The 22,233-nt window shown below is 59.9% G+C and carries 19 protein-coding genes and 1 pseudogene; 3 read left to right on the top strand and 17 right to left on the bottom strand.

All coding sequences use genetic code 11. The features are described from left to right. Positions 1-286 precede the first annotated feature (286 nt). The 13 genes from dtd to hutC all read right to left on the bottom strand — a co-directional run bounded on the left by dtd (position 287) and on the right by hutC (position 15,583). A complete protein-coding gene (gene dtd, locus F8N44_RS08485; RefSeq protein ID WP_007909321.1) occupies positions 287-724 on the bottom strand; it encodes a D-aminoacyl-tRNA deacylase in 438 nt (145 codons plus the stop codon). Then, positions 721-1,692: a prolyl aminopeptidase gene (pip, locus tag F8N44_RS08480; protein ID WP_150650003.1), complete on the bottom strand. Its 972-nt coding sequence runs from the start codon at positions 1,690-1,692 to the stop codon at positions 721-723. The genes dtd and pip overlap by 4 nt, the downstream gene beginning before the upstream one ends. 241 nt (positions 1,693-1,933) lie before the next feature. Next, on the bottom strand, positions 1,934-2,737 hold the full coding sequence (gene hutG, locus F8N44_RS08475; protein ID WP_150650002.1) for an N-formylglutamate deformylase: 804 nt from the start codon (positions 2,735-2,737) through the stop codon (positions 1,934-1,936). Between the two features lie 10 nt (positions 2,738-2,747). Beyond that, positions 2,748-3,953 carry an imidazolonepropionase gene (gene hutI, locus F8N44_RS08470; RefSeq protein ID WP_150650001.1) on the bottom strand — a complete coding sequence of 402 codons (1,206 nt, stop codon included), beginning with the start codon at positions 3,951-3,953 and terminating at the stop codon, positions 2,748-2,750. Positions 3,954-4,427: 474 nt separating this feature from the next. After that, complete coding sequence (gene hutH / locus F8N44_RS08465) at positions 4,428-5,960, bottom strand: histidine ammonia-lyase (RefSeq protein WP_150650000.1); 1,533 nt, start codon at positions 5,958-5,960, stop codon at positions 4,428-4,430. A gap of 118 nt (positions 5,961-6,078) precedes the next feature. Beyond that, the gene (locus F8N44_RS08460; RefSeq protein WP_150649999.1) at positions 6,079-7,602 is read right to left on the bottom strand and encodes an HAL/PAL/TAL family ammonia-lyase; all 1,524 of its coding nucleotides are present in this window, start codon (positions 7,600-7,602) and stop codon (positions 6,079-6,081) included. Between the two features lie 133 nt (positions 7,603-7,735). Beyond that, the gene (locus F8N44_RS08455; protein ID WP_150649998.1) at positions 7,736-8,566 is read right to left on the bottom strand and encodes a quaternary amine ABC transporter ATP-binding protein; all 831 of its coding nucleotides are present in this window, start codon (positions 8,564-8,566) and stop codon (positions 7,736-7,738) included. Next, positions 8,563-9,414: an ABC transporter permease gene (locus F8N44_RS08450; RefSeq protein WP_007949591.1), complete on the bottom strand. Its 852-nt coding sequence runs from the start codon at positions 9,412-9,414 to the stop codon at positions 8,563-8,565. Before F8N44_RS08450 ends, F8N44_RS08455 begins: the two co-directional genes overlap by 4 nt. A gap of 83 nt (positions 9,415-9,497) precedes the next feature. Next, on the bottom strand, positions 9,498-10,466 hold the full coding sequence (locus F8N44_RS08445; protein WP_150649997.1) for an ABC transporter substrate-binding protein: 969 nt from the start codon (positions 10,464-10,466) through the stop codon (positions 9,498-9,500). Between the two features lie 69 nt (positions 10,467-10,535). Beyond that, the gene (locus F8N44_RS08440) at positions 10,536-12,008 is read right to left on the bottom strand and encodes a purine-cytosine permease family protein (protein WP_150649996.1); all 1,473 of its coding nucleotides are present in this window, start codon (positions 12,006-12,008) and stop codon (positions 10,536-10,538) included. A gap of 153 nt (positions 12,009-12,161) precedes the next feature. Next, complete coding sequence (gene hutU / locus F8N44_RS08435; RefSeq protein WP_150649995.1) at positions 12,162-13,844, bottom strand: urocanate hydratase; 1,683 nt, start codon at positions 13,842-13,844, stop codon at positions 12,162-12,164. Positions 13,845-14,293: 449 nt separating this feature from the next. Then, complete coding sequence (locus tag F8N44_RS08430) at positions 14,294-14,863, bottom strand: HutD family protein (RefSeq protein ID WP_150649994.1); 570 nt, start codon at positions 14,861-14,863, stop codon at positions 14,294-14,296. A 9-nt stretch (positions 14,864-14,872) separates the two neighbouring features. Next, complete coding sequence (gene hutC, locus F8N44_RS08425) at positions 14,873-15,583, bottom strand: histidine utilization repressor (RefSeq protein ID WP_163013658.1); 711 nt, start codon at positions 15,581-15,583, stop codon at positions 14,873-14,875. Between the two features lie 146 nt (positions 15,584-15,729). Here hutC and F8N44_RS08420 point away from each other — a divergent pair, with 146 nt between their 5' ends. Then, a complete protein-coding gene (locus F8N44_RS08420; RefSeq protein ID WP_150649993.1) occupies positions 15,730-17,094 on the top strand; it encodes a formimidoylglutamate deiminase in 1,365 nt (454 codons plus the stop codon). Positions 17,095-17,216: 122 nt separating this feature from the next. Here F8N44_RS08420 and F8N44_RS08415 read toward each other — a convergent pair whose 3' ends face one another. Together F8N44_RS08415 and F8N44_RS08410 are read right to left on the bottom strand one after the other, a co-directional pair. Next, on the bottom strand, positions 17,217-17,786 hold the full coding sequence (locus F8N44_RS08415; protein WP_122609145.1) for a lipocalin family protein: 570 nt from the start codon (positions 17,784-17,786) through the stop codon (positions 17,217-17,219). Between the two features lie 30 nt (positions 17,787-17,816). Then, positions 17,817-18,071, bottom strand: coding sequence for a hypothetical protein (locus F8N44_RS08410; RefSeq protein ID WP_064388903.1), 255 nt, complete (start codon positions 18,069-18,071; stop codon positions 17,817-17,819). Between the two features lie 282 nt (positions 18,072-18,353). Here F8N44_RS08410 and F8N44_RS32150 point away from each other — a divergent pair. Continuing rightward, positions 18,354-19,388, top strand: a pseudogene (locus tag F8N44_RS32150) (cache domain-containing protein); the annotation flags it as partial. A 93-nt stretch (positions 19,389-19,481) separates the two neighbouring features. Then, a complete protein-coding gene (locus F8N44_RS32145; RefSeq protein ID WP_371920137.1) occupies positions 19,482-20,246 on the top strand; it encodes a methyl-accepting chemotaxis protein in 765 nt (254 codons plus the stop codon). Positions 20,247-20,416: 170 nt separating this feature from the next. Here F8N44_RS32145 and F8N44_RS08400 read toward each other — a convergent pair whose 3' ends face one another. Both F8N44_RS08400 and F8N44_RS08395 read right to left on the bottom strand, forming a co-directional pair. After that, a complete protein-coding gene (locus F8N44_RS08400; RefSeq protein ID WP_150649991.1) occupies positions 20,417-21,019 on the bottom strand; it encodes a DUF924 family protein in 603 nt (200 codons plus the stop codon). A gap of 3 nt (positions 21,020-21,022) precedes the next feature. Continuing rightward, positions 21,023-22,033 (bottom strand): class 1 fructose-bisphosphatase, encoded by a 1,011-nt coding sequence (locus F8N44_RS08395; RefSeq protein WP_007909265.1) that lies wholly within the window; start codon positions 22,031-22,033, stop codon positions 21,023-21,025. Positions 22,034-22,233: the final 200 nt, after the last annotated feature.

Raw genomic sequence — 22,233 nt, 5'->3', positions numbered from 1 at the left:
CTAACAATCACGAGCAACCCTCGCCGAAAACAGATCAATAAACCAACGGCCAGCTATCTATATGCCAGGTTGGCGAGCATTGTTCCGACTCCGCAGGGGCAAAATGATTCCCCAACCGGATCCAGACAAGTCTCTACCTAAGTCAAAAATGAACCAGCGAACGCTGATCCCAGTGCGCGCGATTATCTAGTAGCCCGCATGACAACGCATCAGGGGTAACAAAGTATTTATCGCGAAAACACCTTAAAAACAGTCGAAATTTCCTAAAAAGGTGTTTCAAGCGCTTTCAGGTCTGTAACAAAAAGGTAACCGGGCCATCGTTGACCAAATGCACCTGCATATCGGCGCCGAATCTACCTGATGCCACAGTGCCATGCACCTGTTTCGCACTGCTCAATAGATAGTCGAACAATTCCTCGCCCAAGGCCGGAGGCGCGGCCGTCGAAAAGCTCGGGCGCAACCCGCTTTTGGTGTCGGCCGCGAGGGTGAACTGCGAGACCAGCAGCAACCCACCGCCGACATCGGCGAGGGACAAGTTCATCTTGCCCTCCGCATCACTGAATACCCGATAGTTAAGCAGTTTATGCAGAAGTTTGTCGGCGCTGGTACGCGTGTCGTCGGGTTCGACCGCCACCAGCACCAATAAACCGTGATCTACCGCGCCAACCACCTCACCCGCGACTTCAACCCGCGCCCCACGTACGCGCTGTAGGAGCCCCTTCATGCTTCTTCGGGCGGCAGATCGAGCAGGCGCCGGGCCATGTTGCCCGCCGCGCGTACCAGCGCATCGGTAATGCCCGGTTCGGAGGCCGCATGGCCCGCATCACGGATCACCTGCAATTCACTGTTCGGCCAGGCTTGATGCAATTCCCAGGCATTGTCGAGCGGGCAGATCACGTCGTAACGGCCGTGAATGATCACGCCCGGCAGGTGGGCGATCTTGCCCATGTCGCGAATCAGCTGGTTCGGCTCAAAAAAGGCGTTGTTGGTGAAGTAATGGCATTCGATCCGCGCGATCGATAGCGCGCGCTGCGGTTCGGAGAAGCGATCGACCACCAGCGGGTTCGGCCGCAAGGTCGCGGTACGCCCTTCCCAGGTCGACCAGGCTTTGGCCGCGTGCATCTGGGCAATCTGGTCGTTGCCGGTCAGGCGCTTGTGGAAAGCGCTGAGCAGGTCGTCGCGCTCGTCCAGCGGAATCGGTGCGATGTAGTCCTGCCAGTAATCAGGGAACAGACGGCTGGCGCCGGCCTGATAGAACCACTCGATTTCCTGCGGACGGCAGAGAAAGATCCCGCGCAGGATCAGACCGTGTACACGCTCAGGGTGGGTTTGCGCGTAAGCCAGCGCCAGGGTCGACCCCCAAGAACCGCCGAACAGCACCCATTTGTCGATGCCCAGGTGTTTGCGGATGCGCTCAAGGTCGGCGACCAGATCCCAGGTGGTGTTGTTTTCCAGACTGGCGTGCGGGGTGGAGCGACCGCAGCCGCGCTGGTCGAAAGTGACAATACGGTAAAGATTCGGATCGAAATAACGACGGCTCTGCGCGTCGCAACCAGCGCCGGGGCCGCCGTGGATGAACACAACCGGCAAACCCTCCGGTGAACCGCTTTCGTCGACGTACAGCGTATGGGTGTCATCGACAGCCAGATCGTGCCGGGCGTGAGGTTTGATCTGCGGAAACAAAGTCTGCATTGCGCGCTCCGTAAGGGGTCGAGGTCATCCCTGGGGGGACTTCTATTATTCTGCCGTTGGGCATCATAAACCCGATTTACGTCAATGAGCATGCTCCAGAGCAGTCACCGTTTGTCAGCCGTAAACTTCGCAGGCTGGACACCATCCTGTGGGAGCGAGCCTGCTCGCGAATGCGGTGTGTCATTCAACGTAGATGTTGGCTGAATGGACGCCTTCGCGAGCAGGCTCGCTCCCACAGGGGTTACGCGGCGTAGTGAGACTTTGCCCACGCCAGATAGCCTTGCAGCAGTTGCTTGAGCACTACTTGCGTCGGCTCGGCCAGATCGGCGCGATAGCGGAACGGTTCGAACTCTTCCATGTAGGTGCTCTGGCACAACTCCAGTTGCACCGCGTGGATGTTCTCGGCCGGGTTGCCGTAATGGCGGGTGATGTGGCCGCCCTTGAAGCGGCCGTTGAGCACATGGCTGTAATCAGCGTGGCGCGCGCAGATAGCCTCCAGTTGCGTGGCCAATTGCGGATCACAACTGGCGCCATTGAAGGTGCCGAGGTTGAAATCCGGCAGTTTGCCGTCGAACAGGTGCGGGATGATCGAGCGGATCGAGTGCGCATCGAACAGCAGCGCGTAACCGAATTCGGCTTTCAGCCGTGCCAGCTCTTCTTGAAGCGTGCGGTGGTACGGCGTCCAGATCTGTTCCAGATAAGTCGCGCGCTCTTCTTTCGACGGTTCAAGACCTTCACGGAACAACGGAATGCCATCGAACAACGTCGCCGGATACAGCCCGGTGGTTGCACCGGCGTACAACGGTTTGTCGTCGGACGGCCGGTTCAAATCGATGACAAACCGTGAGTACTCTGCGGCCAACGTGCTGGCACCCAGTTCTTCGGCGAAATCGTACAGCTGGGGGATATGCCAGTCAGTGTCCGGCAGGCTTTTCGCATCGGCGATCAACCCGGCTTCCACCACCGGGGTCAGGCGCACACCAGCATGCGGCATGCTGATCAGCAGCGGCACGCGACCTTGTTTGAAGTTCAGAACCTTATCCACAACCGCTCTCCTACAAACTTGATTCGACGCCGTGACGCACGACGCGTTTGTCCAGATCACCGCCGAGCCAATAGGCCAGATCCGCCGGACGATCGATGTGCCAGGCAACGAAATCCGCGACCTTACCGACTTCCAGCGAGCCATGGGTATCAGCCATGCCCAGCGCTTGCGCAGCGTGAATCGTCGCGCCGGCCAGGGCTTCTTCCGGGGTCATGCGGAAACAGGTGCAGGCCATGTTCAGCATCAGGCGCAATGACAGCGCTGGCGAGGTGCCGGGGTTGAGGTCGCTGGCGATGGCGATTTTCACCTTGTGCTTGCGCAGGGCATCCATCGGCGGCAGTTGGGTTTCACGCAGAAAGTAGAACGCGCCCGGCAGCAGCACGGCGACAGTGTCGGCCTCGGCCATGGCGATGGCGTCGGCCTCGTCCATGAACTCCAGGTGATCCGCAGACAGCGCCTTGTAGCGCGCGGCGAGGCTGGAGCCGTGCAGCGACGACAGTTGCTCCGCGTGCAGCTTCACCGGCAGACCGAGTTTTTGCGCGGCGATGAACACGCGTTCGACTTGCTCGGGAGAGAACGCCAGGTATTCGCAGAACGCGTCCACGGCGTCGACCAGACCTTCGGCGGCCAACGCTGGCAGCATCTGAGTGCAGATCAGGTCGATGTAGTCGTCGGCGCGATCTTTGTATTCCGGTGGCAATGCGTGGGCGGCCAAGCAGGTGCTGCGCACGCTGATCGGCAGCTCTTTTTCCAAGCGCCGGATAACGCGGAGGATCTTGCGTTCATTGGCCAGATCGAGGCCGTAGCCGGATTTCATCTCGACCGTGGTCACGCCGTCGCGCATCAGGCTTTTCAGACGTTTGGCGGCGCTGGCGAACAGCTCGTCTTCAGTCGCTTCGCGAGTCGCGCGCACGGTGCTGGCGATGCCACCGCCGGATGCCGCGATTTCCGCATAGCTGACGCCTTGCAGACGCTTTTCAAATTCGCCGCTGCGGTTGCCACCGAACACGGTGTGGGTGTGGCAGTCGATCAGGCCAGGGGTGACCCATGCGCCTTGCAGGTCGTTGACCGCCGGGTATTCGCCGGACGGCAATTGATTGCGCGGGCCGATCCACTCGATGAGCGCACCGGACGTCACGATGGCCGCATCCTCGATAATCGAGTAGACGCCTTGCGCCATGGTTGCGACGTGGCAGTGTTGCCAGAGGGTTTTCACTGTTGGCCTCCGTTGGGGTTGGTTTGGTGGGTGACCTCTGAAAAGCCCCTCACCCTAGCCCTCTCCCGGAGGGAGAGGGGACTGACCGGGTTGTTCTGTCGAGGTACACCGACCTGAAATTTTAGTGTCGAACTCAAGCCTTGAAGCTCACCGAGATCGACTTCCTTTTCCCTCTCTCTCACAGGGACGAAAAAGGACTGACCGTTGTTCTGTCGAGGTACATCGATCTGAAAATCTTGAGCCAAACTCAGGCTCTGAAAACCACGAGGATCGGCTCACTTCCCCCTCTCACTCCCGGAGAAGAAGGACTGACCGGGTTGTTCTGTCGAGGTACACCGGCCTGAAACTCTTGAGCCGAACTCAGGCTCTGAAAACCACGAAAATCGGCTCCCTTCCCCCTCTCCCCCCTGGGGGAGAGGGCTGGGGTGAGGGGGATCGATGTCCTGAACAACAAAAATCCCCCAGACAGTCCACTTACAAACTAGGCAAAAGCTTTGCCGAAACCAGCTCCGTCAAACACCGCGAAGCCAACAACTCAGTCGCCGCATTGATGTCCGGAGCAAAAAACCGGTCCTTCTCGTAGAACGGCACTTCCTTACGCAGAATCGCCCGCGCCTGCTCCAGCTTCGCCGAGGTCTTCAGGCCGTTACGCAGATCCAGCCCCTGCACCGCCGCCAGCCATTCCACCGCGAGAATCCCACGGGTGTTTTCAGCCATTTCCCACAACCGCTTGCCAGCCGCAGGCGCCATGGAAACGTGGTCTTCCTGGTTGGCCGAGGTCGGCAGACTGTCCACCGAATGCGGATGGGACAACGCCTTGTTCTCGCTGGCCAGTGCGGCTGCAGTCACCTGCGCGATCATGAACCCGGAGTTCACGCCGCCATTGGCGACGAGGAACGGCGGCAGCTGGGACATGTGCTTGTCCATCATCAGCGAGATGCGGCGCTCGCTCAGCGAGCCGATTTCGGCGATGGCCAGGGCCATGTTGTCAGCGGCCATGGCCACTGGCTCGGCGTGGAAGTTGCCGCCGGAAATCACGTCGCCTTCAGCGGCGAAGACCAGCGGGTTATCAGAAACGGCGTTGGCTTCAACCGCAAGCACTTCAGCGGCCTGACGGAACTGGGTCAGGCAGGCGCCCATGACTTGCGGCTGGCAACGCAGCGAGTACGGATCCTGAACCTTCTCGCAATTCTGATGCGAGTCGGACACTTCGCTGCGCTCACCGAGCAGATCACGATAAGCCGCAGCCGCATCGATCTGACCTTTCTGGCCACGCGCCGCGTGAATGCGCGCATCGAACGGCGAGCGTGAACCCAGCACCGCTTCAACCGTCAGACCGCCCAGCGCCAGTGCGCCAGCGAACAAATCTTCACCTTCAAACAGACCGCGGAGCGCGAACGCGGTGGAAACCTGAGTACCGTTGAGCAGCGCCAGACCTTCTTTAGCCGCTAAAGTCAGCGGCGTCAGGCCAGCAACTTTCAGCGCTTCAACGGCTTCCATCCACTCGCCCTTGTAACGCGCCTTGCCTTCGCCCAGCAGCACCAGCGACATGTGCGCCAACGGTGCGAGATCACCCGATGCACCTACCGAACCTTTCAGCGGAATGTGCGGATAGACCTCGGCATTGATCAGCGCGATCAGCGCATCGATCACCACGCGGCGAATACCGGAGAAACCACGGCTGAGGCTGTTGACCTTGAGCACCATGATCAGGCGCACCAGCTCATCGCTGATCGGCTGACCCACGCCCGCAGCGTGGGACAACACCAGCGAACGCTGGAGGTTTTCCAGGTCTTCACTGGCGATGCGCGTCGAGGCCAGCAGGCCAAAACCGGTGTTGATGCCGTAAGCGGTGCGATTCTCGGCGAGGATCTGCTCGACGCAAGCAACGCTGGCTTCGATCTGCTCCGAGGCGCTGTTGTCGAGCGTCAGCTTGACCGGGTTCTGGTAGACGTCACGCAGTTGGGCCAGGCTCAGTTGGCCGGGAATCAGGTTCAGCGCAGTCATTTAAATGCTCCTTTTGAGAGTTTGTTATTAACTTGCCATTCGCTCCGGAGCATTCCGTTATCCGTCGCTTTCAGCCTTGTGGGCATCCGGCGCCTTGGCACGCTGGCAGGGTAGTTTTTCAGTGCAAATTCGATAGAACGTTGTGCAGCGAATTCGGGTTTTTCAAAACGTTCGCGGCGGCGGCGATATCCGGCGCCAGCCAGCGATCCTGATCGTAGGCCGGAACCGTTTCGCGCAGCAGTCGCCACGCACGGTCAGTGCCCACGCCAAAGCGCTGTTCCTTGAGGAATTCAAACGCCTGTGCCGCCAGCAAGTATTCGATCGCAAGGATCTGCGTGCAGTTTTCCAGCGCACGATGCAGCTTCAGCGCGGCGTTGGTGCCCATGCTCAAATGGTCTTCCTGCAGGCCCGAGGTGATGTAGTTGTCGAGTACCGCCGGTTGCGCCAATTGGCGGTTTTCCGCACACAGCGATGCGGCGACGTATTGCACGATCATCATCCCGGAGTTCACCCCCGGATTGGCCACCAGAAATGCAGGCAAACCGCTGACGTGCGGGTTCACCAGACGATCGAGACGACGCTCGGCAATCGAACCGATTTCGGCCATGGCAATCGCCAGCAGGTCCGCCGCCATCGCCACTGACTGGCCGTGCGGGTTGGCTTGCGACATCACCCGGAAGTTGTCCGGCGTACCGAGCAACAGTGGGTTATCGGTGCAGCCATTGAGTTCGGTTTCGACTTGTTTGATCGCATGTTCCAGTTGATCCCGTGCAGCGCCGTGCACCTGCGGGATCGAACGGATACTCAGCGCATCCTGAGTGCGAATACCTTTGCTCGACGCGATCACTTCACTGCCGTCGAGCAATGCGCGCAAATTGATCCCGACTTGCTGCATGCCCGGGTGTGGTTTCAGCGCGATGATCTCGGCATCGAACGCATCGATCTGACCGCGCTGGGCTTCGAAACTCATGGCGCCGATGACATCGGCCCACTGCAGCAGCCGCGTCGCATCGGCAATCGCCAGACAGCTGAGGCCGGTCATGCACGGCGTGCCGTTGACCAGGCACAAACCGTCCTTCGCGCCGAGTCGCACTGGCTCAAGAGCTTCCTCGGCCAACGCCTGTTGTGCGGAAATAACCTGGCCGCGATAGCTGACATTGCCAACGCCAAGCAGCGCGATGCCGATATGCGCCATGTGCGTCAGGTAGCCCACTGAACCTTGCGATGGCACCTGCGGGGTAATGCCGCGATTGAGCAGCGCCAGCAGCGCTTCGACGACCCGGCGATGGATCCCGGATTTGCCGTGGCTGTAATTGTGAATCGCCGCGCAGATGATCGCGCGGGTCTGCTCGTCGGCGAGTACCGGACCGACACCGCAGGCGTGGCTGAGCAAGGTGTTGCGCGAGAGCTGGCTGAGTTGTTCGTCTTTAAGCGAGACGTTGGACAAACCGCCCAGACCGGTGTTGACGCCATAGGCACGCTCGCCGCTTTCGACGATGCGCTGGACGATGCCTTGCGCGTTTTCGATGCACGCCCAAGTGTCGCTGGACAGCTCAAGTTGGGCACCGTGACGGGCGACGGCGACCACGTCCTGCCAACGCAGAGGGGCGCCGGTGATAACGATTTTTTCAGCCTGGGACATCTAAAACCTCAACCGTAATATTGATGCAGCTCTGCCGGCCCCTTCGCGAGCAAGCTCGCTCCCACATTGGAATGCGGTCTCCTGTGGGAGCGAGCTTGCTCGCGAAGGGGCCGGCCGCATCACCGCAAGTCTGTTAAACCACCGCCGCCCGCCGCTGCACAAACCGGTCGACATACTCATCCGCCGGCGAATGCAGAATCTCTCTCGGCGTACCGACCTGAATCAGCCGCCCATCCTTGAGAATCGCAATGCGGTTACCAATACGCACCGCCTCATCAAGGTCGTGGGTAATGAAGACGATGGTCTTGTGCAGAGTCTTCTGCAGCTCCAGCAACTGATCCTGCATCTCCGCGCGGATCAGCGGGTCCAGGGCACTGAACGCTTCGTCCATGAGGATGATGTCGGTGTCCGCCGCCAAGGCGCGGGCCAGGCCGACACGCTGACGCATGCCGCCGGAGAGCTGGTGCGGGTATTTGTTTTCGTAGCCCTTCAGGCCCACGGTGTTGATCCAGTGCAGCGCGCGTTCCGAGCACATTTGCTTGCTCTCGCCACGGACTTTCAGGCCGTAGGCGACGTTGTCGAGTACGGACTTGTGCGGCAGCAGGCCGAAGCTCTGGAACACCATGCTGATCCTGTGCCGGCGAAATTCGCGCAGGGCATCCATGTCGTATTGCAGGATGTCGACGCCGTCGACGAGGATCGCGCCGCTGGTCGGGTCGATCAGGCGATTGAAGTGGCGTACCAGCGTCGATTTGCCCGAGCCCGACAGGCCCATGATCACGAAGATCTCGCCGGTGCCGATGCTCAGCGACAGATCGTTAACGCCGACCACACAACCGGTCTCGCTCAACACCTGATCCTTGGTCTTGCCTTGGCCGACCATGGCCAGCGCATCTTTGGCGCGGTTGCCGAAAATCTTGAAGACGTTTTTGACTTCGATCTTGCTCACGGTTGCGTTGCTCATTTGCTCACCTCATGCCGTGGCCGACCGTACGCCTGAGTAATGCGGTCGATGACCACTGCGAGAATCACGATCGCCAGACCGGCCTCAAGGCCTCGTCCGACGTTGAGGGTCTGAATCCCCACCAACACATCTTCACCGAGGCCACGGGCGCCGATCATCGAGGCGATCACCACCATCGACAGGGCCATCATGGTGGTCTGGTTGATCCCGGCCATGATGCTCGGCAGGGCCAGCGGCAGTTGCACGCCGAACAGCTGCTGCCAGCGGTTGGCGCCGAACGCGTTGATCGCTTCCATGACTTCGCCGTCGACCTGGCGAATACCCAGATCGGTCAGGCGAATCAGCGGTGGCGCGGCGTAGATCACCGTGGCGAAAATCGCCGGGACCTTGCCCAGACCGAACAGCATCAGCACCGGAATCAGGTACACGAAACTTGGCATGGTCTGCATGATGTCGAGCAGCGGCATCAGCACCGAACGCAGGCGATTGCTGCGCGCCGAGAGAATCCCCAGCGGAATGCCGATCAGCACCGAAATGATCGTCGCGACCATCATCAGCGCCAGCGTCTGCATCAGCTTGTCCCACAGGCCAACGGCGCCGACGAGGAACAGCAGACCGACGATGACCGCCGTGGTCACGACTTTGCGCGTGGCATGCCAGGCGACGACACCGACGATCGCCAGCATCAACCACCACGGCGCTGCGCGCAGCAGGCCTTCGAGGTTGACGATGGCCCAGAGCAGGGTGTCGGAGATGTGGCGGAACACATCACCGTAGTTGGTCACCAGCGAATCGACCCAACCGTTGACCCAGTCGGCGATGGAAAAGGTAAAGCTTTCGGGAAACATAAGCGGCTCTCAATCAGCAATCTCAATCAAGCGTTTACGGCATATCTCCCGGCCAGCCTCACGGTTGACCGGGAGGTATCGACCTACAGCGCCGCGTCGATTTTCTTGGCTGCGTCTGCACTGACCCACGCATGCCAGACTTCAGGATGTTCCTTGAGGAAGATTTTCGCCAGTTTTGGCGACTCGATACGTTCCTTGGCCATGCGGCCCAGATTCTGGTTCAGCAGATCGATCGGCAGGTTGACCTTTTCCAGCACGGCGACCAGTTCCGGGGCTTCGTCGTGGAAGGTTTTCGACAGACCGACCTTGATGCTCACGGTCTTGTCGACGCCGGGTTTTTCTTCGAGTTTGACCAGATCCACCTGGCCCATCAGCGGGGTTGGCGACCAGTAGTAGAACAGGATCGGCTCGCCACGCTTGTAGCTCGACAGCACCGCAGCATCCAGCGCCGGGCCGGTGCCCGGACGGAAGTTGGTGTAGCTGTTTTCCAGACCGTAGCTTTTCAGCATTTCGCTGTTATCCAGCTCGCAAGTCCAGCCGGCCGGGCAGTTGTAGAAACGGCCCTTGGACGGCTCTTCAGCATCCTTGAACACGGCGGCGTATTTACCCAGATCGGCGATGTTTTTCAGGTCCGGGGCTTTCGGCTCAAGCTTGCGCTTGGCGTCGCCTTCGATCACGTAACGCGGCACGTACCAGCCTTCCACCGCGCCCACTACCGGAGCGCCGACACCGACGACCTTGCCGGCTTTCTCGGCCTTGTTCCAGACCTCGCTGCGGCCGACCCACTCTTCGGCGAACACTTGAATATCGTTGCTGCTCAGGGCGTTCTCCATGGTGATGGAGTTGCCCGGCAGGCTGTCGGTCTTGCAGTCGTAACCTTTTTCCAGCACCACTTGCAGAACATCGGTCAGCAGCATGCCGCTTTCCCAGTTCAGGCCGGCGAACTTCACCGGTTTGCCCGATTCGCACCAGCCGGCGGCTTGCGTTGCACCGGCACTGGCCAACAGGCCCATGGACAGCAATGTGGTCAGCAGGGTCTTGTTCGATTTCATTGTTGTGACGCTCCTAATCATGAATTGGCTTACGGCAGTCAAGAGGCATCCAGCCCTGTCCACGTCCAATCAGGCCTGCGCCGCAGCGCGGCCGGCCCCACTTGTTTTAGGTTGTACAACGCTGTTCTGCTCGACCGGCAGAATCAGTTGATCGGGCACCGCGCTGTGCCATTTTTTTGCGCACACGTAGTAGACGACGGCCGGCAGCAACAGGCCGATGATCCAGGAAATATCCACATCACCGAGGGCCGCCACCAGCGGGCCGGTGTAGAACTTGGTGGAGATGAACGGCAGCTGCACCAGCACACCGAACACATAGACGCTGATACCGAGCAGGTTCCAGCGACCGTAGCGTCCGTTCGGATCGGCCAGTGCCGGCACGTCGTAACGCTCACGGGTGATGCAGTAGTAATCCACCAGGTTGATCGCGCTCCACGGGGTGAAGAACGCCAGCAGGAACAGGATGAAAGACTTGAACGCACCGAGGAACGAGTGCTGACCGAGCAAGGCGATCAAGGTCGCCGCACCGACGATCACCAGCACAAACACCAGACGCTGCATACGCGTAACGGTCAGATGGCCTTTGAAACCACTGATGATGGTCGCGATGCACATGAAGCTGCCGTAGGAGTTCAGCGTCGAGATGGTCACCTTGCCGAATGCGATGCTGAAATACAGCAGCGCAGCGGTGGCACCGGTGCCGCCCAGACCGACGATGTAGGCGACTTCGTGACCGGCGAATTGGCCGTTGGCCGAAGCCGCCGCGAACACGCCGAGGATCATCGCCACTTGCGCGCCGACCACTGAACCGGCACCGGCGGCGAAGAAAGTTTTCACCGCCGAGGTATTGCTCGGCAGGTAACGGGAATAGTCAGCCACGTAAGGGCCGAACGCGATCTGCCAAGAGGCCGCGAGCGACACCGCGAGGAGGAAACTGCTCCAGCTGAAATGACGGATCTGCAGAAGTGCGCCGACGTCGGTCTGGCTCATCAGCCGCCAGAACAAGAACACGAAGGCAACCACGCCAATGACGCTGGCGACACGGCCGATCCAGTGGATCACCCGATAACCGAGCACCGTGACCAGTACGATGACGCTGGCGAAAATCAGGATGCCGACGCTGTCGCTGACGCCAAACAACTGACCCAGCGCCTGGCCCGACAGCACGGTGCCCGTCGCCGTGAAACCCAGGTACATCAGGCACACCAGCACGATCGGGATCGCCGCACCGTAAACGCCAAACTGCACACGGCTGGAAATCATCTGCGGCAGGCCCAGTTTCGGTCCTTGCGCGGCATGCAGCGCCATCACCCCACCGCCGAGCAGTTGACCGATCAACAGACCGATCAACGACCAGAACACATCACCGCCCAGCACCACGGCCAAGGCCCCGGTGACAATCGCGGTGATTTGCAGGTTGGCGCCCATCCACAGGGTGAACTGGCTAAACAGACGACCGTGTCTTTCCGCTTCCGGGATGTAGTCGATCGAACGCCTTTCGATCAACGGTTTGTTGCTTGCACGATCGGTGTTGACAGCCATGATTCAACCTCTGTGGATTGTTATTCGAGTTCACTGCGCGTCTTGCGCACTACTGTGGGAGCGAGCCTGCTCGCGAAGGCGTCAGCACATTCAACATGTGGCTGGCTGACAGACCGCATTCGCGCGCAGGCTCGCTCCCACAGGGTTGTGCGTTTATTTACCGGTAATCATCGGCAGGTTCAGGCCCTGTTCCTTGGCGCAGTCGATGGCGATCTGGTAGCCGGCATCGGCGTGACGCATGACACCGGTGGCCGGGTCGTTGTGCAGCACGCGCGCAATGCGCTCGGCCGCTTCGTCCGTACCGTCGCAGACAATCACCATGCCCGAGTGCTGCGAGAAGCCCATGCCGACGCCGCCGCCGTGGTGCAGGGAAACCCAGGTCGCGCCACTCGCGGTGTTGAGCAGTGCGTTAAGCAGTGGCCAGTCGGACACGGCGTCGGAGCCATCCTGCATCGATTCGGTTTCGCGGTTCGGGCTGGCGACCGAGCCGGAGTCGAGGTGGTCGCGACCGATCACGATTGGCGCCGACAGCTCGCCGCTGCGGACCATTTCGTTGAAGGCCAGACCGAGCTTGGCGCGCAGGCCCAGGCCGACCCAGCAGATCCGCGCCGGCAAACCCTGGAAGCTGATGCGCTCGCGGGCCATGTCCAGCCAGTTGTGCAGGTGCGCGTCGTTCGGGATCAGCTCTTTGACCTTGGCGTCGGTTTTGTAGATGTCTTGCGGATCACCTGACAGTGCAGCCCAGCGGAACGGGCCGATGCCACGGCAGAACAGCGGACGGATGTAGGCCGGTACGAAACCCGGGAAATCGAACGCGTTTTCGACGCCTTCTTCCTGCGCCATCTGACGGATGTTGTTGCCGTAGTCGAAGGTCGGAATGCCTTGCTTCTGGAATTCCAGCATGGCTTTGACGTGCACGGCCATCGACTGTTTGGCGGCTTTGATTACAGCAGCCGGTTCGGTCTTGGCGCGGGCGCGGTATTCGTCCCAGGTCCAGCCGGCAGGCAGGTAACCGTTGAGCGGGTCGTGGGCGCTGGTCTGGTCGGTGACCATGTCCGGGCGCACGCCACGCTTGACCAGTTCCGGGAGGATTTCTGCGGCGTTACCCAGCAGGGCAATGGAGATCGCCTTGCCTTCCTTGGTGTATTTATCGATGCGCGCCAGGGCGTCGTCGAGGTCTTTGGCTTGCTCATCGACGTAACGGCTTTTCAGGCGGAAATCGATGCTCACTTGTTGGCATTCGATGTTCAGCGAGCAAGCGCCGGCCAGGGTTGCCGCCAGAGGTTGTGCGCCGCCCATGCCACCGAGGCCAGCGGTCAACACCCACTTGCCGGTGAGGTTGTCGTTGTAGTGCTGGCGACCGGCTTCAACGAAGGTTTCGTAGGTGCCTTGCACGATGCCCTGGCTGCCGATGTAGATCCAGCTGCCGGCGGTCATCTGGCCGTACATGGCCAGGCCTTTGGCGTCGAGTTCGTTGAAGTGTTCCCAGCTCGCCCAGTGCGGTACGAGGTTGGAGTTGGCGATCAGTACGCGCGGGGCGTTGCTGTGGGTCTTGAACACGCCGACCGGCTTGCCGGATTGCACCAGTAGGGTCTCGTCGTCGTTCAGGTTGGTCAGGCTTTCGACGATCTTGTCGTAGCACTCCCAGTTACGCGCGGCGCGACCGATACCACCGTAGACAACCAGCTCTTTCGGGTTCTCGGCGACTTCCGGGTCGAGATTGTTCATCAGCATGCGCAGCGGCGCTTCGGTCAGCCAGCTCTTGGCGGTCAGCTTGTTGCCGCGGGCGGCACGGATCTCAACGTTGCGAAACTTTGTAGGCTTATTGTCAGTCACGAAAAAGACTCCTCAGCGATCAATTCAAACCAACCCTGGCAGTGGGCAAGCAGCCTGTGCGCTTCGATGCGCGACAAGCGAATCAGTGGACGCTGCGGAGAGTCTCAAGCGACTCATACGCATACGTCTTTACTTGTACATACAAGCATATGCAATCAAGCGGCCAACTTGTTGGAGGGTCGTTCAAGAAAAATTGCGGCCAGGGCTGGAGAGCGCCTGAATCAAGGGTTCGGGCGTGGATGAAATTTTTCGTGGGGATGATTTAGGGCGACGGGACTTTGTTACGTGAGCGTGGTTTTGCGCCACGCTGGGGCGTTCGGTAACAAGTTGGTGCGTGGGTTGGGAACACCCCAAAAGCAAAAGATCGCAGCCTTCGGCAGCTCCTACAGGGCGTACATCAATCCCAATGTAGGAGCTGCCGAAGGCTGCGATCTTTTAAGATTTCGGAATCAGCGTGCAGTCAGTTCAATGACGCAGCAACCCGCATTGACGGAGACTTCGACCAACCCGGCGTTACCGTCCAATTGCAGGCAATCATGGCGACCGAGTTGCGATTCAGTGTCGCCGACCTGTACGTCCAACAGCTCACTGACACTGAACACCAACACCGTCCCCGCCGAACTGAAGAGCCGCTGCTCACCGTCCAGCCACTGCAACCGCGCGCTGTAACGCTGCGGCGCGTAGATCAGATTGAAGTCGCGAATTGCGCCGCCAAGCAGCGTGCACGACACCTGGCTTTCACCGCTGAAAGCAAACGGGTCGAGCGGTAACAGCGGCCGCGTATCGTCGCCATCGACGCACAGGGTCATGCCGTCACCCTGCAACACGGTGATCACCCGCTGGTAACCGGCGAAGGTCGAAAAACCGCCCGACTCGGCGATGTCGGCAATCGACAGGCGCCAGCCGAAACCGTCCAGACCGGCACCGGCATCACGAGTGATTTCCTCAGTGCTGCCACCACCGTTTTTCCACGGCATGCGCGGGTAACCTTCAGCGCGTAAAACCTTCACCTGACTCATTTATGCTCTCTATTTATGGAACCGCCCTTCCAGACGATGACGGGAACCCGGGTGAATCAGCCGAGCCGCAGTAACCGGCTGACGCCCCGACCACGTGCGGCGACGAATCAGCAGACACGGCTCGCCTTTTTCAATCTGCAGCAACTTGCACTCGGAGGGCTCGGCCAGAATCGCTTCAACCACGTGCTCGCCCTCAGTCAGTGGCGCGACCTGATTGAGATAGGCGTAAGGCGTTTGCAGAGTGAAGTCCTGCTTTAGGTATTCCGGGGCGACCAGCGCGTTGACGAAGCGGTCTTCAATTTGCACCGGAATATCGTTTTCGTAATGCACGATCAGCGAGTGGAAGACCTTCTGCCCTTCACGCATGTCCAGCGCCAGCGCGCGCTCGGAACCGGCGGCCTCTTCTTCAAGCGTGATGACCTGGCAGGTGTGGCGATGACCACGGGAAGCGATTTCGTCGGCGATGTTGTGCACTTCGAACAGCGCGGACTGGCTTTTCGGTTCGGCGACGAACGTGCCGACGCCTTGCATGCGCACCAACAGACCGTCGGCGGTCATTTCGCGCAGCGCGCGGTTGATGGTCATGCGGCTGAAACCGAGTTGATTGACCAGCTCGCTCTCGGACGGCACGCGGTAGTGCGGCGGCCAGTTTCCGCTGTCGATCTGCTGGGTGATCATCTGTTTGACGCGGGCGTACAAGGGCGCCGGACTGTCGCCCATGTTCGCGGCCAACGGGGAGACTGGAGGCGGAGTCGGCACGGTGGATCCCTGTTCATTGGATGAAAGTGGCTAGCTTGCCGGAGTTTACCGGGCAGGCAAACGTCTGTATATGTATATACAAATAACACACGATGGGGTGCTGAACCATGTCCGCTTTCTTTGCCGAACGCGCGCTGCTGCCTAATGGATGGGCCAACAATGTACGTCTTGAAGTCAGCGCCGACGGCTTGCTGACCCAAATCCAGGCCGATTCCACCGCAGATGGCGCCGAACGGCTGAGCGGCCCGCTGCTGCCGGGTATGCCTAATCTGCACTCCCACGCCTTCCAGCGGGCGATGGCGGGTCTGGCCGAAGTGGCTGGCAATCCGAACGACAGTTTCTGGACGTGGCGCGATCTGATGTATCGGCTCGTCGGAAAAATCAGCCCGGATCAGCTCGGCGTCATTGCCCGTCAGCTGTACATCGAAATGCTCAAGGCCGGTTACACCTCGGTCGCCGAATTTCATTACGTGCACCACGACAGCAATGGCCAGCCTTATGCCGATCCGGCTGAGCTGGCGTTGCGCATCAGTCAGGCGGCGAGTGAAAGCGGCATCGGTCTGACCTTGCTGCCGGTGCTCTACAGCCACTCCGGTTTTGGCGGCCAGACGCCCAACGATGGCCAGCGCCGCTTTATCAACAGCACCGAAAACTACCTGAATCTGCAAGCTCGTTTGCAGCCGTTACTGGCGCAGCAAAAGGCGCAGTCGCTGGGCCTGTGCTTCCATTCGTTGCGCGCGGTCACGCCGCAGCAGATCAGCGAAGTCTTGGCGGCCAGCGACAAGCAATGCCCTGTGCATATTCACATCGCCGAACAGCAGAAAGAAGTCGATGACTGCCTGAGCTGGAGCGGTCGGCGTCCGCTGCAATGGCTGTACGAGAACACCGAAGTCGATCAGCGTTGGTGCCTGGTGCACGCGACCCATGCCAACCCGGAAGAAGTCACGCTGATGGCCAAGAGTCGCGCCATTGCCGGACTGTGCCTGACCACTGAAGCGAACCTGGGCGACGGGATTTTCCCGGCGGTGGATTTCCTCGCCCAGGGCGGACGCATGGGCATCGGTTCCGACAGCCATGTCTCGCTCAGCGTGGTGGAAGAGCTGCGTTGGCTGGAATACGGCCAGCGCCTGCGCGATCAGCGCCGTAACCGTTTGTATGGCGCGGATCAGCCGATGGTTGGACGCACACTGTATGACGCAGCGCTGGATGGCGGTGCGCAGGCGATGGGACAGCCGATTGGTGCTTTGGCAGTGGGCAAGCGTGCGGACTGGATTGTGCTCGATGGCAGCGATCCATATCTGGCGACGGCCAATGGCGACGGGATTTTGAATCGCTGGTTGTTTGCCGGTGGCGATCGTCAGGTGCGCGATGTGTTGGTCAATGGCCGGTGGGTGGTGCGTGATGGTCGGCATGCAGGGGAAGAGGACAGTGCACGCGCCTTCACCCAGGTCCTGCGCGATCTTTTAGGCTGACACAAAACAAAAATGTGGGAGCGAGCTTGCTCGCGAAGAGGCCGTATCAGTCGACTGAAATGTTGACTGATACACCGCTTTCGCGAGCAAGCTCGCTCCCACATTTTGATTGGTGGCGATGCTTAATTCGAGGTCTTGGCCATCTGCCGATCCGACGCGCGCCAGATCAATCGCGTGGTGTCATAGCCCTGCTGACGCGCCTTGCTCAGCAGTTCTTCACGCACCACACCGTTGACGGTCGGCGTGCGCGACAACAACCACATGTACTTGCGACTCGGATCGCCGACGATGGCGGTCTTGTAGTCATCGCTGACGTACAACACCCAGTATTCACCTTTCGCCACACCCGGAATCAGACGCGAGAACCAGGTATCGAATTCGACCCAGAGTTTATCGGTCTTGCCCGGTACCTGTGGATAAGCCGTACCCTTGGCCTCTTCCCACTGCCAGTCCGGGGTCAGGCAGCGATTGAGCACCGCAACATTACCGTCAGGCTTGAGGGTGTAATGGGCTTCGGACTGCGCGCAATGGCGCTGGAAGTACATCGGCAAGCGCGCCAGTTCATACCAGGTGCCCTGATAACGCTTGAGATTGACGCTGTTGACGGTCTTCGGCGCCAACGGGTCGACGCCGGAAGTGGCGCAGCCGGCCAGTACCAGGCCGGCAAAAAGGATCAGCAATAACCGCTTCATTTTTCTTCTCCGTGGGCGCGAAGCCCCGGTTTACTTCAGGCCTTGGCCGGAAAACATCAGCACTTTGTCACCAGCGTACTGCACGCTGATAAAGCTGTTCTTGTCGCCCCAGGTGCAACTGGACATGCCGAGCGCGCCCGAGCAATCGGTGGGCTTGCCGAGCAGAGTCTCGACTTCGGCCTTGGCCATACCGGCCGAGAGCTTCGAGTAGTTTTCCTGATTGACCTTGCTGCATGCGGCCAGCAGCACGCAAAACGTCAGAAGGGCCAGAGATCGCAGCGACATGGTGTAACTCCTGGAACGAGGGGGGGATGGCATGGTGCCAACCAGAAGCTTAGAAGAGAAAACCCTCATCTGGTTCCGTGGGGGAATGGCTATTTATTAGCCCGCCCGTCTGGCATTTGCCGGTAAATCAGACACTTTGTAGGGCTATTGAGCATTTCGTCGCCTTTCGCCAAAGACGCCTAATCTTTGGCGCGCCGCGGTCGAAATAAGAGCAGCGCAAAGCCCCCGAGTGTGGCAAATTGCCGCCCTTTCTTGACCAGCCCCTTCGCGGTAGTTCATTCGATGACCAGAAACATGAAATTCAGCCACAAGATCTTGTTGGCGGCCGCCCTCGTGGTGGCCGTTGCGTTCGCCTGTTTCATTTTCTTCAACGACTATCGACAGCGCGAAGCCCTGAGCAGCAGCACCGAAGCCTCGATGCAGGAGCTGGGCAGCCTGACCACCAGCAACATCCAGACCTGGCTGGAAAGCCGCATTCAGTTGCTGCAATCGTTGTCGCAGCAAGTGGCCGTCGACGGTAACGCTCCCGCCAGCCTGAAACGCATCATCGACTTGCCCGCCTACACCGGCAATTTCCAGCTCAGCTATTTCGGCGGCGCCGACGGCGTGATGTTCTCAGTGCCAGCCGGCAACCGCGCGCCGGACTACGATCCACGCGCACGCGGCTGGTACAAAGCAGCGAACAGCGCGCAGCAAACCATCGTCACCGAACCGTACATCGCCGCGTCCTCGGGCAAACTGGTGATCACCGTCGCCACTCCGGTGCAACGTCAGGGCCAGATGCTCGGCGTCGCCGGTGCTGACATCGATCTGACCAGCGTCAGCGCGATCATCAATTCGCTGAACTTCGGCGGTCACGGTCACGCGTTCATCGTCAGCGCCGATGGCAAGATCCTGATCCACCCAGACAGCAAACTGGTGCTCAAGACCCTCGCCGAGGCTTATCCGAACGGTGCGCCGAAAGTCAGCCCGGGCCTGAAAGAAGTCGAGTTCGACGGCAAGACCCAGCTGATCTCCTTCACCCGCGTCAACGGCGTGCCGTCGGCCGACTGGTACGTGGCGCTGGTGCTCGATAAAGACACCGCATTCGCAATGCTCAGCGAATTCCGCACCTCGGCGCTGATTGCCATGGTCATTGCCGTGGTGATCATCATCGCCCTGCTCGGCATGCTCATCCGCGTGCTGATGCAACCACTGCTGACCATGGGCCGCGCGATGCATGACATCGCCGAAGGTGAAGGCGACCTGACCAAACGTCTGGTGATCCACGGCAACGACGAGTTCGGCGCACTGGGCACCTCGTTCAACCGTTTCGTCGAGCGTATCCACACCTCGATCCGCGAAGTGTCCTCGGCCACCGGCCAGGTCAACGAAGTCGCCCTGCGCGTCGTCGCAGCGTCGAACTCGTCGATGTACAACTCCGACCAGCAAGCCTCGCGCACCAACAGTGTGGCCGCGGCGATCAACCAACTCGGCGCCGCCGCACAGGAAATCGCTCAGAACGCCGCCCTCGCCTCGCAGCATTCCAGCGATGCGCGCAGCCTCGCAGTCGACGGTCAACAAGTCGTGGATAAAACCATTCAGGCCATGCAGCAACTGTCGGCGAAGATCAGCGATTCCTGCGGTAACATCGAAACCCTGAACAGCAACACGGTGAACATCGGCCAGATTCTCGAAGTGATCACCAGCATTTCCCAGCAGACCAATCTGCTGGCACTCAATGCTGCGATCGAAGCGGCGCGTGCCGGTGAAGCCGGTCGTGGTTTCGCCGTGGTTGCCGATGAAGTCCGCAACCTCGCCCACCGCACTCAGGATTCGGCGCAGCAAGTGCAGAAGATGATCGAAGAGCTGCAAGTCGGCGCGCGGCAGGCAGTCAGCATCATGACCGAGAGCCAGCGCGAGAGCGAAAGCAGCGTCGGCATCGCCAATCAGGCTGGCGAACGTCTGGGCAGCGTGACTCAGCGTATCGGCGAGATCGACGGGATGAACCAGTCGGTGGCGACTGCGACTGAAGAGCAGACCGCTGTGGTCGAGTCGATCAATGTCGATATCAACGAGATCAACACGCTGAATCAGGAAGGTGTGGAGAACTTGCAAGCGACGTTGCGGGCGTGCTCGGATCTGGAGCAGCAGGCGGCGCGGTTGAAGCAGTTGGTGGGTAGTTTCCGCATTTAAGATCAAGGGCTTTACCCCCTCACCCCAGCCCTCTCCCCCAGGGGGCGAGGGGGAAAGGGAGCAGATCTTCAAGCCTTTCAAAACCTGAGTTCGACTCAGGTCTCTCAAGTCGATGTACCTACAACATCCACCTCGGTCAGTCCCCTCTCCCCCCGGGAGAGGGCAAGCCCTTAAAACCGCGACCCCGGCTCAGAAAGAAACACCAACTCTTCAGCCGTAGACTCCCGCCCCAACACCGCATTGCGATGCGGAAACCGGCCAAACTGCGCAATCACTTTTCGATGCCGCTCGGCATAGTCCAGGTTATCGGCAAACACCGCCCGCTCCGTCTCCGGCTGTTCAGCCACCAGTTCGATAAACCGGGAAACCGCCTCATTCTGCACCGCAAGATTCTCGCAGTGCTCAAACACCAGATAAATAAACACACGCTGAATCGGTTTCAACTGCCGATCAAAATCCGCCGCAATGCCTTGCGCGACAAGTTTCTGCGCGCGCAGATCGCCGGAGAACGCTTTAGGGGTATCGCGAAAGATCATTCGCGGCAGTTGATCGAGCAGTAGCACTACCGCCAGCCAACCTTCGGGACGTTGCGTCCACGCGATCAATTCGCCGGCCAGGGCCTGATCGACAAAGACCCCGAAGCGCTCACGCGCTTCGAGGTCTTGGCTGTCTCGCTTGCCAAACCACAACTTGCCCTTGTCAGCCGAAATCTCATCCGGTGATTCGGCATGTCCGAACCACCAATCGAGCAACGGCTGCCAAGGCGCGGTCATGATTTATTCCTTGTGGTAGGCCGTAGCGCGGGCAACTTCTTCTTTCGAACCGAGGAACACCGCTACGCGCTGGTGCAGGCCTTCAGGCTGGATGTCGAGAATGCGCTGGTGACCGTCAGTGGACGCGCCGCCCGCTTGTTCCACGAGGAACGACATCGGGTTGGCTTCGTACATCAGACGCAGTTTGCCTGGCTTGGAAGGCTCACGGCTGTCGCGCGGGTACATGAACAGACCGCCACGGGTCAGGATGCGGTGTACGTCGGCGACCATCGCTGCAACCCAACGCATGTTGTAGTTCTTTTTCAGCGGACCTTCTTCACCGGCCAGCAGCTCGCCCACGTAGCGTTGTACCGGGGCTTCCCAGTGACGCTGGTTGGACATGTTGATGGCGAATTCCTGGGTCGATTCAGGAATGGTGATGTCTTCGTGGGTCAGCACGAAGCTGCCCATTTCGCGGTCGAGGGTGAAGCCTTTGACGCCGTCGCCCAGAGTCAGTACCAGCATGGTCTGCGGGCCGTAGATTGCATAACCGGCGGCAACTTGCTGAGTGCCTGGCTGCAGGAACGCTTTCTCGTTCAGCGGCTCGTTCTGGCTCAGGTATTCGTTCGGGCAACGCAGTACCGAGAAGATGGTGCCGACCGGGGCGTTGATGTCGATGTTCGACGAACCGTCCAGTGGGTCGAATACCAGCAGGTAGGCGCCTTTCGGGTATTTACCCGGGATCTGGTAGGCATTGTCCATTTCTTCGGACGCCATGCCGGCCAGGTGACCGCCCCATTCGTTGGCTTCGAGCAGGATCTCGTTGGAGATCACGTCGAGTTTCTTCTGCACTTCGCCTTGGACGTTTTCAGTGCCCATGCTGCCCAGAACACCACCCAGGGCGCCTTTGGACACGGCGTGGCTGATTTCCTTGCAGGCACGCGCCACCACTTCGATCAGGAAACGCAGATCGGCAGGAGTGTTATTGCTGCGGGTCTGCTCAATCAAATAGCGACTCAGGGTAACGCGGGACATGGACGGCTCCGGTGGAATGGGGGGCTAAAAACCCGCGCAGTTTACAGGGAGTCTGAAACCGTAGCGAGCGAAGACGCCCGGTAACGTGCGTTGGGGTGTAATTGCCTGCATGAGACGTGAATGTGGGTGGAGAGTTCAGGTAGCGGGTTTAGCGTAGTTGGAAATCGGACGAAGGTGATCAGCTTGGGATATGTATTGAT

Origin of the sequence: Pseudomonas fluorescens, assembly GCF_902497745.1 — a bacterium.
Lineage (GTDB): Bacteria > Pseudomonadota > Gammaproteobacteria > Pseudomonadales > Pseudomonadaceae > Aquipseudomonas > Aquipseudomonas fluorescens_BM.
The sequence above is the reverse complement of the archived record's forward strand: the minus strand, read 5'-3'. Positions and strand labels throughout refer to the sequence as shown.

Coding starts and splice junctions, on each gene's coding strand:
- dtd (WP_007909321.1), bottom strand. CDS start 724: ATGAAGGGGCTCCTACAGCGCGTACGTGGGGCGCGGGTTGAAGTCGCG.
- pip (WP_150650003.1), bottom strand. CDS start 1,692: ATGCAGACTTTGTTTCCGCAGATCAAACCTCACGCCCGGCACGATCTG.
- hutH (WP_150650000.1), bottom strand. CDS start 5,960: ATGACTGCGCTGAACCTGATTCCCGGCCAACTGAGCCTGGCCCAACTG.
- F8N44_RS08460 (WP_150649999.1), bottom strand. CDS start 7,602: ATGTCCCAGGCTGAAAAAATCGTTATCACCGGCGCCCCTCTGCGTTGG.
- F8N44_RS08455 (WP_150649998.1), bottom strand. CDS start 8,566: ATGAGCAACGCAACCGTGAGCAAGATCGAAGTCAAAAACGTCTTCAAG.
- F8N44_RS08450 (WP_007949591.1), bottom strand. CDS start 9,414: ATGTTTCCCGAAAGCTTTACCTTTTCCATCGCCGACTGGGTCAACGGT.
- F8N44_RS08445 (WP_150649997.1), bottom strand. CDS start 10,466: ATGAAATCGAACAAGACCCTGCTGACCACATTGCTGTCCATGGGCCTG.
- F8N44_RS08440 (WP_150649996.1), bottom strand. CDS start 12,008: ATGGCTGTCAACACCGATCGTGCAAGCAACAAACCGTTGATCGAAAGG.
- F8N44_RS08430 (WP_150649994.1), bottom strand. CDS start 14,863: ATGAGTCAGGTGAAGGTTTTACGCGCTGAAGGTTACCCGCGCATGCCG.
- hutC (WP_163013658.1), bottom strand. CDS start 15,583: ATGGGCGACAGTCCGGCGCCCTTGTACGCCCGCGTCAAACAGATGATC.
- F8N44_RS08420 (WP_150649993.1), top strand. CDS start 15,730: ATGTCCGCTTTCTTTGCCGAACGCGCGCTGCTGCCTAATGGATGGGCC.
- F8N44_RS08415 (WP_122609145.1), bottom strand. CDS start 17,786: ATGAAGCGGTTATTGCTGATCCTTTTTGCCGGCCTGGTACTGGCCGGC.
- F8N44_RS08410 (WP_064388903.1), bottom strand. CDS start 18,071: ATGTCGCTGCGATCTCTGGCCCTTCTGACGTTTTGCGTGCTGCTGGCC.
- F8N44_RS32145 (WP_371920137.1), top strand. CDS start 19,482: ATGTACAACTCCGACCAGCAAGCCTCGCGCACCAACAGTGTGGCCGCG.
- F8N44_RS08400 (WP_150649991.1), bottom strand. CDS start 21,019: ATGACCGCGCCTTGGCAGCCGTTGCTCGATTGGTGGTTCGGACATGCC.
- F8N44_RS08395 (WP_007909265.1), bottom strand. CDS start 22,033: ATGTCCCGCGTTACCCTGAGTCGCTATTTGATTGAGCAGACCCGCAGC.